Below are 12,256 nucleotides of genomic sequence, written 5' to 3' on the forward strand. Positions count from 1 at the left end.
GATGCAGGAAAACGAAATTGTCATGAATACAGTGCGCTTCATCGTACACTGTGCTTGTCAAAAAATCGGGCAACTGTATCTGTGCCGGCACGGCGTTGCCGCCGCATACTGAAGGGATGACCATGCACCTGAATCTGTACGAACACCTGGCCAACGAGCTGGGTGCGCTGATCGACGCGCGCGTCTTCGCGCCCGGCGACCGCCTGCCGTCCATCCGCCACCTGGCGCAGCAAAAGCGTATTTCCATCAGCACGGTGATGCAAGCCTTGCGCCTGATGGAAGACCGGGGGCAGGTCGATGCGCGGCCCCAGTCCGGCTATTTCGTGCGCCACCGGGCGCCGCGCCGGCCGTGCAGCGCCGACGCGCCGCACCTGAAGGAGCCGGCCTTCGTCGGCATCAACAATCTGCTCATGCGCGTGCTGAAGGAGAACGAGACGCGCGACGTGGTGCAGCTGGGCACGGCATGGCCGCCCGACGAAATCCTGCCCATCAAGCGCATGCAGCGCACCATCAGCGCCGTGGCGCGGCGCGAGCCGGCGTTATTGAGCAAGGTCAGCTGCTATGACATCAGCGAAGGCAATTTCCTGCGCCAGGTCACGCGCCGCGCGCTGGACTGGGGCAAGCTGGACCCGGCGGAAATCGTCGTGACGAACTCCTGCACGGAAGCGATCAGCCTGTGCCTGCGCGCCGTGGCCCGGCCGGGCGACACCATCGCCATCGAATCGGCCACGTATTTCGTGCTGCTGCAAATGATCGAAAGCCTGGGCATGAAGGCGCTGGAAATTCCCACGGACCCGAAGACGGGGCCGTCGCTCGACGCGCTGGAACTGGCCCTGCGCGCCGGCCTCGTGCAAGCGTGCCTGTTCGTGCCGAACGCGAACAACCCCCTCGGTTGCGTCATGCCGGAAGAAAACAAGAAACGGCTGGCGGGACTGCTGTCGGAATTCAATGTGCCGCTGGTGGAAGACGACGTGTACGGCGACCTGTGCTTTGCCCCGCAGCGGCCCTGGCCCGTGAAGGCTTATGATACGAGCGGCAACGTCTTGTTGTGCTCTTCGTTTTCCAAGGCCATCACGCCCGCCTCGCGCGTGGGCTACGTGCTGGCCGGGCGTTTCGCCCAGGAAGTGGCCCTGCTGAAAACCGTGTCGAGCGGCGCCACCAGCCATTTCTTCCAGGCCGTGCTGGCCGACTTTTTGGAAGGCAGCAGCTACGACCAGCAGCTGCGCAAGATGCGGCGCACCCTGGTGCAGCGCATCGCCCGCATGTCCGACGCCGTGGCGGCCCACTTTCCGGCGGACTGCATGCTGTCCGAACCGCAGGGCGGTTTCGTGCTGTGGGTGCAGATGCCGCCGCAGGTCGACGCGCTGGCCCTGCACGGGCAGGCGATCGCCGACGGCGTGGCCTTCATGCCGGGCCAGCTGTTCTCCGCCTCGGGCAAGTTCGGCAATTATCTGCGCCTCAATTGCGGCAATGCGTGGACGCCGCGCATCGAGCAGGCCATCGGCCGCCTGGGGCATCTGGTCAAGGCTGCGCTGTAGTTGCGCTTTTCGCTTCAGTCCCCGTTTTTCACCGTTCGCTCCCCCTTTTTCGCCGCTGGTCGCAAGCCGGTGGCGTCTTGCCGGCGCGTTGGCTAAAGTACCACCATACCAACCGCAGTCAAACGAACAAACCAACCAGGAGTTACATCATGAACGCACTGAAAAACATGGAAATCGCTTTCGTCGCCGCCGCCGTCATCGCCATCGGCGCCAGCTTCGCCACCGCCGGCGCCAACACGGTGGAAGTGAGCGCCAGCACGACGGTCATCGCCCAGGCAGCCGATGTGAAAATGCCTGTCGTTACCGTCAGCGCCCGCCGCCTGACCGCTGCCGAAAAAGCGGCCTTTATCTGAGCGCCAGCCGGAGCATCGGATGCAAAGCGGGCGCGGGTGCCCAGCCAGGCTGCCATGACGATGGCGGGCCGTGTGCAAAACTCATAATGAACTGAACGGGTCTTGGTACAATGGATGCTTTCGATACATCGGCACCGCCATCCACCCATGATAGATATCCAACTTCTCCGTAAAGACATCGCCACCGTCGCAGAACGCCTGGCGACGCGCAAATTCCAGCTCGACGTGGCAGGTTTTACCGCCCTCGAAGCCGAACGCAAGGCGATCCAGACGCGCACCGAAGAGCTGCAGGGCAAGCGCAACGCGCTGTCCAAGCAAATCGGCATGTTGAAAGGCAAGGGGGAAGACACCTCGGCCGTGATGGCGCAAGTGGCGGGCCTGGGCGATGAGCTGAAAGCCGATGAAGCGGCACTGACCCTCGTGCAAGCCAAGCTGAGCGACTTCATCATGGCCGTGCCGAACCTGCCGCACGAGTCGGCCCCCGTGGGCACGGACGAGTCGGGCAACGTGGAAGTGCGCAAGGTCGGCACGCCGCGCACCTTCGATTTCGAGGTCAAGGATCACGTCGACGTGGGCGGCCCGCTGGGCCTGGACTTCGAAGTGGCCACCAAGCTGACCGGCTCGCGCTTCTCCGTCATGAAGGGCGGCATCGCCCGCCTGCACCGCGCGCTGGCGCAATTCATGCTCAACACCCACGTGGACGAGCACGGCTACACGGAATGCTATACGCCGTACATGGTCAACGCCGATTCGCTGCGCGGCACGGGCCAGCTGCCGAAATTCGAAGCCGATCTGTTCTCGGTGAAAAAAGGCGGCGCGGAAGGCGAGGGCGAGACCTTCTACCTGATCCCGACGTCGGAAGTGTCGCTGACCAACATCGCCCGCGATGAAATCCTGGCGATCGATCAACTGCCCCTGAAAATGACGGCCCATACGCCATGCTTCCGTTCGGAAGCGGGCAGCTACGGCCGCGACACGCGCGGCATGATCCGCCAGCACCAGTTCGACAAGGTGGAAATGGTGCAGGTGGTGCATCCGGACACTTCGTACCAGGTGCTCGATGAAATGGTCGGCCACGCGGAAGCCATCCTGCAACGCCTGGGCCTGCCATACCGCGTGATGTCCTTGTGCACGGGCGACATGGGTTTCGGCGCCACCAAGACCTTCGACCTGGAAGTGTGGCTGCCGGCGCAGAACACCTACCGCGAAATCTCGTCGCTGTCGAACTGCGAAGCCTTCCAGGCCCGCCGCATGCAGGCGCGTTTCCGCAACGCGGCCGGCAAGCCGGAACTGGCGCACACCCTGAACGGCTCCGGCCTGGCAGTGGGCCGCACCCTGGTCGCCGTGCTGGAAAACTACCAGCAGGCAGACGGCAGCGTCGAGATCCCTGCCGTACTGCGTCCGTACATGGGTGGCCTGACGCATCTGAAGGCCTAAGCAAGAGCACGCAGCCGGGTGGAATGGAAGGCGAAAAATAGTCCTTCCATTTTCTCAAACGGCTGCTATAATCTTGCCTTCTCGCAGCAATGCGGGAAAAGACCGCAGCAAATGGAGAGGTGGCAGAGTGGTCGAATGTACTTGACTCGAAATCAAGCGTACGTTAAATCGTACCGTGGGTTCGAATCCCACCCTCTCCGCCAGAACAAATAGAGAAAGCTCCCGCGAGGGAGCTTTTTTTATTTGTGGCGGCGAAGAGGAGTACGCCCCCTGCGGGGCGTACGCGTGGGATTCGAAGACGAGCGCGTACTCGCGCGAGGCTCTCCGAATCGCCCAGATAGATTTTGGTTTGCCAGCCCTCAGTTGCAAATCGCCAATAAAACCCCTACCCAACCCAACAATCCCCATGCTAAAATAGCGCCTCGTTCAAACAGGCATGCCAGTTTGAACGAATAGACCGCAGTAAACGGAGAGGTGGCAGAGTGGTCGAATGTACTTGACTCGAAATCAAGCGTACGTTAAATCGTACCGTGGGTTCGAATCCCACCCTCTCCGCCAGAATAAATAAGAAAGCTCCCGCAAGGGAGCTTTTTTTATTAGCGATGCCAAAAAGCCTGAGACGTATCAATGCAGGTAGAAAAAACCGCCCAAAGCGCGCAGCGCAAGGCGTTTTTTCCTCCATTCAGGCCTTGAAAGCCAGCGCCCCACTAACCTAGTACAAGCTAGTGCACCAGCCGCGCCACCGCAAACGCCACACTCGACAGCGCAATCATCGTCCCCACGCACGACAGAATAACAGTCGACTTCGCCTCAGCCACATCAGATCTGGTCGCATAATTGGAGCGCACCACCGCCAAGTCCAGTTTCAAGCTGCTGACATCCGTCTTGAGGACAGTGACATCCGTTTTCAGGCCGGCGACATCCACTTTAAGGTCTGCCACATCGACCTTGAGACCAGCGACATCCGTTTTCAGGTCTGCCACATCGACCTTGAGACCAGCGACATCCGTTTTCAGGTCTGCCACATCCACTTTGAGGCCCGCCACATCCGTTTTCAGACCAGCCACATCCACCTTGAGGCCAGCAACATCCGTTTTCAGACCGGCGACATCCACCTTGAGGTCCGCAACATCCGTTTTCAGGTCAGCCACATCCACCTTCAAATCAGCAACGTCCAGCTTCACACCAGCCATGTCTTTTCCCAGTGCGTTGGCTTGCTCGTCCATGGCGCAATCCTCCGTGCTTGTCACTACATGCTCCTCGCTTTTTTCACCGCTGTCAAACAGTGTCCCGAGGGTATCGCGCATGGCTTTGCTATTGCTTGCCAGGCGTTGCGCCAGCGCCGTCACGCGCTGCAAGTCGGCCACTCCTTCGCCCTGCAGCTGGCTCGTGGCAGCGTGCAATTCGACGGTGATCTGCTCGCTGAGATTGGCTGCGACCTGCAGCCACGCATCGATCTTGCGCTGGCGCGCCTGTTGCGTGAGCGCATCATGCCGCACCCGCGTATCGCTCAGCTTGTGCATGCTGTTCATGCCACGTCCTCTTCGCTTGGGGCCGATGCCGATGCTGTCTACGCTACCTCTCGCCGATGGCGCCCGCCTTGACCCTGCTCAGCCTATGTTAATCTACCCCCCTCCCATCCCGATCCCACCCATAAAAGCAATGAGCCGATTCTGGAGCACCATCGTCAGCGAGCTGACCCCCTACGTCCCCGGCGAGCAGCCGAAACTGCCCGACCTGGTCAAACTCAACACCAACGAAAACCCCTACGGCCCGTCGCCGCAGGTGCTGGCCGTGCTGCGCGACGCGGCCAACGACAGCCTGCGCCTGTATCCCGATCCCACGGCTAGCGAACTGAAGCAAACACTGGCTGCCTACCATGGTTTGAGCCGCGCGCAAGTGTTTGTCGGCAACGGTTCCGACGAAGTGCTGGCGCTGGCCTTCATGGCCTTGCTCAAGCACGACGCGCCCTTGCTGTTCCCCGACATCAGCTACAGCTTCTATCCCGTGTATTGCAAGCTGTACGGCATCGATTACCGCACGGTCGCGCTCGACGACACCATGCGCATCCGTCCCGAAGACTACCGGGGGCCTTGCGGCGCCATCATCTTCCCGAATCCCAATGCGCCCACGGGCGTGGACTTGCCGCTGGCCGGCGTGGAAACCCTGCTGCGCGAGCATCCCGATGCCGTGGTGGTGGTCGATGAAGCGTATGTGGACTTCGGCGGCGAGAGCGCCGTGGCCCTGGTCGAGCGCTATCCGAACTTGCTGGTGGTGCAGACATTCTCGAAGTCGCGTTCGCTGGCCGGCTTGCGCGTGGGCTGCGCCTTTGGCCATGCGGACCTGATCGAGGCGCTGGAGCGGGTGAAGAACAGTTTCAACTCGTATCCGCTGGACCGGCTGGCGCTGGCCGGCGCCGTCGCTTCGCTGCACGACGAAGCGTATTTCCAGCAGACGCGCCAGGCCGTCATCGCCAGCCGCGAACAACTGGCGGCGGACCTGGCGGCGCTGGGCTTCGAAGTGCTGCCCTCGGTGGCCAACTTCGTCTTTGCCCGCCACCCGCAGCATGACGCGGCGCAACTGGCGGCCGGCCTGCGCGCCCGCTCCGTGATCGTGCGCCATTTCAATGCACCGCGCATCAGCCAGTATTTGCGCATCAGCATCGGCAACCCGGCTGAATGCGCGGCATTGATGGCGGCATTGCGCGCAGTGCTGTGACGCCATGCTGACCTTCGTACCTGCCAGCTTGGCCGATGGCGAGGCGCTGGCCGGCCTGCGCGTGGCCGCCATGCGCGACAGCCTGGAGCGCATCGGCCGCTATGACCCGCAGCGGGCGCGCCAGCGTTTCCTGGCCACCTACGACCCCGCCTGCACCTGGCAGTTGCGCCACGGCGGCGCGCTGGCCGGCTTTTATGTGTTGCGCCCGCAAGCGGATTATTTGCTGTTCGACCACCTCTACCTGGCGCCGGCATGCCAGCGGCAAGGCATGGGCGCGGCCGTGCTGGCGCGCGTGTTTGCCGAGGCCGATGCTGCCCGCAAGAGCGTGCGCGTGGGCGCCTTGCGCGGCAGCGAAGCGAACCGCTTCTATGTGCGTCACGGCTTCGTGCCGGACGGCGAGGAAGCGTTCGACCTGTATTATCGGCGCGCTCCCGCGCCTTGATGCTGCCGGCGGCGACTGTTTGTGCAACAATAATCGGATTCATACCTCGACAGGACGGACAATATGGCAAAAGTGGCATTCATCGGTTTGGGCGTCATGGGTTTCCCCATGGCAGGTCACCTGGCGGCGGGCGGGCACGACGTCACCGTGTACAACCGCAACCCGGCCCGCGCGGCCGCCTGGCTGGAGAAGCACAAGGGCAAGAGCGCCGCCACGCCGGCAGAAGCCGCTGCCGGCGCCGAGTTCGTCTTCACCTGCATCGGCAACGACAATGACCTGTATCAAGTGATCCTGGAAGAGGGCGGCTTGCTGTCCGCCATGGCGCCGGGCAGCATCCTGATCGACCACACGACGGCTTCCGCCGAAGCGGCGCGCACCATTCATGCGGCAGCGAAAGAGCAGGGTGTGTTCTTCCTCGACGCGCCCGTGTCCGGCGGCCAGGCAGGTGCGGAAAACGGCAAGCTGACGGTGATGGTGGGCGGCGACGCGGAAGCGTACGCCCGCGCCGAGCCCGTCATCGCCCTGTTCTCGCGCGCCGTCACCTACATGGGCGCTTCCGGCTCCGGCCAGCTGACGAAAATGGTCAACCAGATCTGCATCGCCGGCCTCGTGCAAGCCTTGAGCGAGGGCATTGCCTTTGCGGAAAACGCGGGCCTCGATGCGGCCTTGGTCGTGGACGTGATTTCCAAGGGCGCGGCGCAGTCGTGGCAGCTGGAAAACCGGGGCAAGACCATGATCGAGCGCAAGTTCGACTTCGGTTTCGCCGTCGACCTGATGCGCAAGGACTTGGGCATCTGCCTCGCCGAAGCCAAGCGCAACGGCAGCGACCTGCCCGTGACGACCTTGACGGACCAGTTCTATGGCGAAGTGCAGCAGGCGGGCGGCAACCGCTATGACACGTCCAGCCTGATTACCCGCCTGCATAAAAAGTAACCCCTCCCCGTTGCACGCACTCGCGCGGCGCGTCCCAGCCCAGGGCCGCGCCGCTGCTCGTTTACGCCCGATTTAAATTAAAACGTCAGTTTCCGGAACATCTGGTTTCGATTTTCATGGAAAAGCATGGACTTCGCTAGCTCATCGTGTATTATTAAAAAACGAGATGAAATGTCCCAATTTTTAAAACATTATGAGCGGACCCGCATGAAAACCAACTCCTCAGCGATAACACGCGTTGTCGACAAGAACATTCCCTACCTGTCTTCCGCCGTCGCCATCTGGCGCCCCCGCGCCGTGCTGCGCAGCTGGCCCGGCGTGGCCATCGCGCTGGTGATCGCCCTGTCGGCCACCTTTATTTCCAGCAATTACGGTGGCCCCCAGCTGCTGTACGCGCTGTTCTTCGGCCTGGCCTTCCACTTCCTCGCGGCCGATCCCACCTGCAAGCCCGGCATCGAGTTTTGCAGCAAGATTTTATTGCGCACGGGCGTGGCCCTGCTGGGCGCGCGCATCACCTTCAACCAGATCGCCTCGGTCGGCGTGACGCCCTTGCTGATCGTCGTCGGCGGGCTGATCGCCACCCTGGGCTTCGGCTACCTGCTGGCCAAATGGCTGAAACGCCCCATCACGGAAGGCATTTTGTCGGGCGGCTCCGTGGCCATCTGCGGCGCCTCGGCCGCGCTGGCCATCTCGGCCGTGCTGCCGCAAACCAAGGAAAACGAAAAATTCACCCTGCTGACGGTGGTGGGCGTGACCTCGCTGTCCACCCTGGCCATGATCGTCTACCCGCTGCTGGTCAAGCTGCTGGGTTTTGATCCCACGGAGGCGGGCGTGTTCATCGGCGGCACCATCCATGACGTGGCGCAAGTGGTGGGGGCCGGCTACCTGGTCAGCAACCACACGGGCGACGTCGCCACCTTCGTGAAACTGACGCGCGTGGCCTGCCTCGTGCCCGTCGTGCTGGGCCTGTCGATCATGTTCAAGCGCAAGGACGGCAAGAGCGAAGTCGATGCGCCGCCGCTCGTACCCTTCTTCCTGATCGGCTTTGTCTGGCTCGTCATCACCAACAGCCTGGGCCTGATTCCGCAGGAAGTGAATGGCTGGATCAACAATGCCTCGCGCGCCTGCCTCGTCATCGCCATCGCCGCCCTGGGCGTGAAAACCTCGTTCCAGTCGCTCGCTTCGCTGGGCTGGCGTCCCGTGATCATGCTCGTGATGGAGACCGTGTGGATCGCCGCCTTCGTCGCCATCGCCGTCCTGCTGACGCGTTAAACGGAACGGCCCCGCCATGAAGATCCTCGTTCTCGGCGCCGGCGTGGTCGGCACGGCCACGGCCTGGTATTTGCGCCAGGCGGGCCACGACGTGCGCGTGTTCGAGCGCCAGGCGGGCGCCGCGCAGGAAACCAGTTTCGGCAATGGCGGACAGATTTCCGTCTCGCACGCGGAACCGTGGGCCAATCCCGCCACCCTGCGCAAGGTCGTGAAATGGTTGGGCAAGGACGATGCGCCGCTGCTGTTCCGGCCCCGCCTCGATGCGCTGCAGTGGCGTTGGGCCGCGCACTACCTGCGCGAATGCCTGCCGTCGCGGGTGGCGCGCAACATGCGCCAGATCGTCGCCCTGGCCGAGTACAGCCGGCAGAGTTTGCAGGCGCTGCGCCGCGAGACGGGCATCGTGTATGACCACCTGGAGCGGGGCATCCTGCATTTCTATACGGACGAGCAGGAGTTTGACAAATCGCAAGCCGGCGCCGCGCTGCTGCGCGAGCTGGGTTGCCCGCGCAACACCGTCAGCGCCGACGAGGTGATCCGCATCGAGCCGGCCCTGGCGCATAGCCGCCAGCACATCGTCGGCGGCGACTTCACGGCCACCGACGAGTCCGGCGACGTGCATTTGTTTACCACCGCGCTGGCGGCCCGCGCCGCGGCAGCCGGCGTGGATTTTCAGTACGGCACCACCGTGACGCGTTTGCTGCTGGATGGCGAGAGCGTCACCGGCGCGGAATACATCGACGCGCAGGGGCGCCACCGCATCGAGCATGCGGATGCCGTGGTGGTGGCCATGGGCAGCTTTTCCGCACCCCTGCTGCAGCCGCTGGGCATCCGCTTGATGCTGTATCCGGGCAAAGGTTATTCCGCCACCTATCCGATTCTTGATTCCGCCGCCGCACCGACCGTCTCGCTGACGGACGACGGCCACAAGCTCGTGTTTTCGCGGCTGGGCGAGCGCCTGCGCGTGGCGGGCACGTGCGAGCTGAACGGCTATACGCGCGAACTCAATCCCGTGCGCTGCGCCGCCATCACGCGCCGCGTGCAGGCCCTGTTTCCCCATGCCTGCGATTACAGCGACCCCGTCTACTGGGCCGGCCTGCGCCCTCTGACGCCCTCGAACGTGCCGTATATCGGCACGACGCGCTACCGCCAGCTGTTCCTCAACACGGGCCACGGCACCCTGGGCTGGACCATGGGCTGCGGCGCGGGCAGGGCACTGGCCGAGCTCATGTCGGGACGTCGGCCGGAAGTCGATTTTGCGTTTTGCGGCGAGCCGCCCAGGCAAGAGGCCGCTTTGGTTCAACTTAGGAGAGCACCACGATGAGAGACGACGCCACCCCCAGCCAGCCACCGGCCGGCCTGACCCTGGCCGGCACCACCTACCAGTCGCGCCTGCTGGTGGGCACCGGCAAATACAAGGATTTCGAGGAAACGCGCCTGGCCATCGAAGAGAGCGGCGCCGAGATCGTCACCGTGACCATCCGCAGGGTGAACATCGGCCAGGAAAAGGGCGAGCCGAACCTGCTCGACTTCATCCCGCCATCGAAATACACGATCCTGCCCAACACGGGCGGCTGCTACAACGCGCGCGACGCCGTCTACACCCTGCAACTGGCGCGCGAACTGCTGGGCGGCCACCCGCTGTGCAAGCTGGAGGTGCTGGGCGACGACAAGACCCTGTTCCCCAACATGCCGGAAACCCTCAAGGCGGCCGGGCAGCTGGTGAAGGATGGCTTCCAGGTGATGGTGTACTGCAGCGACGACCCCATCCAGGCGCGCATGCTGGAAGACATCGGCTGCATCGCCGTCATGCCGCTGGCATCCCTGATCGGCTCGGGCATGGGCATTCTGAACCCGTGGAATTTGTCCCTGATCATCGAGCAGGCGAAAGTCCCCGTGCTCGTCGACGCCGGGGTGGGCACGGCGTCGGACGCGGCCATCGCCATGGAACTCGGTTGCGACGGCATCCTGATGAACACCGCCATCGCGGCGGCGCGCGAACCCATCCGCATGGCGCGTGCCATGAAACTGGCAGTGCAGGGCGGACGCGAGGCTTACCTGGCCGGACGCATGCCCCGGAGAGCAGGCGTCATGAGCGCCTCGCCCTCGTCGCCCATGGCCGGGCTGATCGCCTGAGCAGATTTTGTAGCCCCCGTAGTTGATTATCGTTTCAAGCGTTTATAAAAACCACAATACCTGGAGATGACATGAAACACACACTCGCAGCGGCGGCCGTCCTGGCCTCCCTCTTTGCCGGCAGCGCCGGCGCCCAATCGTCCGTCACCGTCTACGGCTTGCTCGACGCGGGCCTGACGTCCGAACACGGCGGCGCGGACGGTTCCGTCACCAAGCTGGCCACCGGCGTGCAGTCGGGCAGCCGCATCGGCTTCAAGGGCACGGAAGACCTGGGCAACAACCTGAAAGCCAATTTCTTGCTGGAAAATGGCCTCGACCTCGACACGGGCGCCTACCGCCAGGGCGCCTTGTTCGGGCGCAAGGCCTACGTGGGCCTGTCCGGCGACTTCGGCGCCGTGAACCTGGGCTTGCAGCACAATCCCCTGTTCACCGCGCTGGACAATATCGACCCGTTCGAGACGGGCATGACGGGCGCCTCGATCAACCTGATGAGCGTGGCCAGCCTGCGCACGAAAAACGCCATCATGTACGAGACGCCGAAGGTGAACGGCTTGTCGGCCGCCATCATGTATGGCCTGGGCGAAAAGCCGGACAGCAACACACTGGGCCGCACCATCGACTTTTCCATCGACTACGCCAACGGCCCGCTCGTGCTGACCCTGGCCCACGACAACCGCAAGGACACGTCCCTGAACACGGCGAAAGTGACCTTGCTGGGCGGCACCTATGATTTCGGCCCTGCCAAGCTGCACGCCGCGTATGAGACGGACAAGGATGACGTGGGTACGGATTTCCGTGACTACATGCTGGGCGTGTCCGCTCCCGCGGGCGCGGCCGGCAGCGTGATGGCTTCCTACATCAAGAAGGATGACCGCACGAATGCGCGCCGCGGCGGGCGCCAGCTGGCCATCGGCTACACGTATGCCTTGTCCAAGCGCACGAACCTGTACACCTCGTACGGCCGCATCAACAACGATGGCGCGGGCACCAACTTCGTCGGCGACGCCTCCAGCGGCGGCAGCGTGCCCTTGCCTGGGCATAACTCGAGCGCCTTCACGGCCGGCATGCGCCTGAAATTCTAAGGCGCAAGGCGGGTGGCACCGGTGGCGGCTTATCTGTTGCGGATCAGCCGCCATTGTTGTTTCAGGAGCGGACCGTGGTCGCGGATTTCAGATTCAGGAATGAAACAGTCCGATTTTTCACGAAATCTCATTGACAGCGCATTTCGCAACCGTTAAATTGAACACGTATTTCAAATATCGGAACAAAATATACCGATTTTTCATAAAACTGTAAGGAGACTGAGCCATGACCGATTTGTCCGACCAAAAAGCCGCCGCCGCTGCCATTCCAGCAGGCCCGCAAAAGATGACGCCTTCCGAAGCGTTCGTGGAAACCCTGGCCGCCAATGGCGTGACCGACATGTTCGG

General features: G+C 63.0%; 11 protein-coding genes and 2 tRNA genes. 12 read left to right on the plus strand and 1 reads right to left on the minus strand.

Annotated elements, in window-relative coordinates:
• The first annotated feature begins 122 nt into the window (after positions 1–122).
• From AC07VL_RS20145 to AC07VL_RS20165, 5 genes are all read left to right on the plus strand, one after another.
• The gene (locus AC07VL_RS20145) at positions 123–1,538 is read left to right on the plus strand and encodes an aminotransferase-like domain-containing protein (protein ID WP_494807396.1); all 1,416 of its coding nucleotides are present in this window, start codon (positions 123–125) and stop codon (positions 1,536–1,538) included.
• Between the two features lie 149 nt (positions 1,539–1,687).
• The gene (locus AC07VL_RS20150; protein ID WP_494807397.1) at positions 1,688–1,891 is read left to right on the plus strand and encodes a hypothetical protein; all 204 of its coding nucleotides are present in this window, start codon (positions 1,688–1,690) and stop codon (positions 1,889–1,891) included.
• A 147-nt stretch (positions 1,892–2,038) separates the two neighbouring features.
• A complete protein-coding gene (gene serS, locus AC07VL_RS20155) occupies positions 2,039–3,328 on the plus strand; it encodes a serine--tRNA ligase (RefSeq protein ID WP_290606581.1) in 1,290 nt (429 codons plus the stop codon).
• A gap of 113 nt (positions 3,329–3,441) precedes the next feature.
• A tRNA-Ser gene (locus AC07VL_RS20160) sits at positions 3,442–3,531 on the plus strand.
• 265 nt (positions 3,532–3,796) lie between these two features.
• Positions 3,797–3,886 (plus strand) — tRNA-Ser (locus AC07VL_RS20165).
• Between the two features lie 164 nt (positions 3,887–4,050).
• Here the strand turns inward: AC07VL_RS20165 and AC07VL_RS20170 are convergent.
• Positions 4,051–4,860 (minus strand): hypothetical protein, encoded by an 810-nt coding sequence (locus AC07VL_RS20170; RefSeq protein WP_494807398.1) that lies wholly within the window; start codon positions 4,858–4,860, stop codon positions 4,051–4,053.
• Positions 4,861–4,990: 130 nt separating this feature from the next.
• On the opposite strand from AC07VL_RS20170, the gene hisC reads away from it, so the two are divergent.
• The 7 genes from hisC to AC07VL_RS20205 all read left to right on the plus strand — a co-directional run bounded on the left by hisC (position 4,991) and on the right by AC07VL_RS20205 (position 11,908).
• Positions 4,991–6,046: a histidinol-phosphate transaminase gene (gene hisC / locus AC07VL_RS20175; protein WP_494807399.1), complete on the plus strand. Its 1,056-nt coding sequence runs from the start codon at positions 4,991–4,993 to the stop codon at positions 6,044–6,046.
• Between the two features lie 4 nt (positions 6,047–6,050).
• Complete coding sequence (locus AC07VL_RS20180; RefSeq protein WP_494807400.1) at positions 6,051–6,488, plus strand: GNAT family N-acetyltransferase; 438 nt, start codon at positions 6,051–6,053, stop codon at positions 6,486–6,488.
• Between the two features lie 63 nt (positions 6,489–6,551).
• Positions 6,552–7,421 (plus strand): NAD(P)-dependent oxidoreductase, encoded by an 870-nt coding sequence (locus AC07VL_RS20185; RefSeq protein WP_494807401.1) that lies wholly within the window; start codon positions 6,552–6,554, stop codon positions 7,419–7,421.
• Between the two features lie 207 nt (positions 7,422–7,628).
• Complete coding sequence (locus AC07VL_RS20190) at positions 7,629–8,693, plus strand: YeiH family protein (protein WP_494807402.1); 1,065 nt, start codon at positions 7,629–7,631, stop codon at positions 8,691–8,693.
• Between the two features lie 16 nt (positions 8,694–8,709).
• Positions 8,710–10,014, plus strand: coding sequence for a D-amino acid dehydrogenase (locus AC07VL_RS20195; RefSeq protein WP_494807403.1), 1,305 nt, complete (start codon positions 8,710–8,712; stop codon positions 10,012–10,014).
• On the plus strand, positions 10,011–10,826 hold the full coding sequence (locus AC07VL_RS20200; RefSeq protein ID WP_494807404.1) for a thiazole synthase: 816 nt from the start codon (positions 10,011–10,013) through the stop codon (positions 10,824–10,826). Before AC07VL_RS20195 ends, AC07VL_RS20200 begins: the two co-directional genes overlap by 4 nt.
• Positions 10,827–10,897: 71 nt before the next feature.
• On the plus strand, positions 10,898–11,908 hold the full coding sequence (locus AC07VL_RS20205; RefSeq protein ID WP_494807405.1) for a porin: 1,011 nt from the start codon (positions 10,898–10,900) through the stop codon (positions 11,906–11,908).
• Positions 11,909–12,256 lie beyond the last annotated feature (348 nt).

The sequence above is a fragment of the Janthinobacterium sp. GW821-FHT03C08 genome (assembly GCF_059420905.1).

Coding starts and splice junctions, on each gene's coding strand:
- hisC (WP_494807399.1), top strand. CDS start 4,991: ATGAGCCGATTCTGGAGCACCATCGTCAGCGAGCTGACCCCCTACGTC.
- AC07VL_RS20200 (WP_494807404.1), top strand. CDS start 10,011: ATGAGAGACGACGCCACCCCCAGCCAGCCACCGGCCGGCCTGACCCTG.
- serS (WP_290606581.1), top strand. CDS start 2,039: ATGATAGATATCCAACTTCTCCGTAAAGACATCGCCACCGTCGCAGAA.
- AC07VL_RS20190 (WP_494807402.1), top strand. CDS start 7,629: ATGAAAACCAACTCCTCAGCGATAACACGCGTTGTCGACAAGAACATT.
- AC07VL_RS20185 (WP_494807401.1), top strand. CDS start 6,552: ATGGCAAAAGTGGCATTCATCGGTTTGGGCGTCATGGGTTTCCCCATG.
- AC07VL_RS20195 (WP_494807403.1), top strand. CDS start 8,710: ATGAAGATCCTCGTTCTCGGCGCCGGCGTGGTCGGCACGGCCACGGCC.
- AC07VL_RS20145 (WP_494807396.1), top strand. CDS start 123: ATGCACCTGAATCTGTACGAACACCTGGCCAACGAGCTGGGTGCGCTG.
- AC07VL_RS20150 (WP_494807397.1), top strand. CDS start 1,688: ATGAACGCACTGAAAAACATGGAAATCGCTTTCGTCGCCGCCGCCGTC.
- AC07VL_RS20205 (WP_494807405.1), top strand. CDS start 10,898: ATGAAACACACACTCGCAGCGGCGGCCGTCCTGGCCTCCCTCTTTGCC.
- AC07VL_RS20170 (WP_494807398.1), bottom strand. CDS start 4,860: ATGAACAGCATGCACAAGCTGAGCGATACGCGGGTGCGGCATGATGCG.
- AC07VL_RS20180 (WP_494807400.1), top strand. CDS start 6,051: ATGCTGACCTTCGTACCTGCCAGCTTGGCCGATGGCGAGGCGCTGGCC.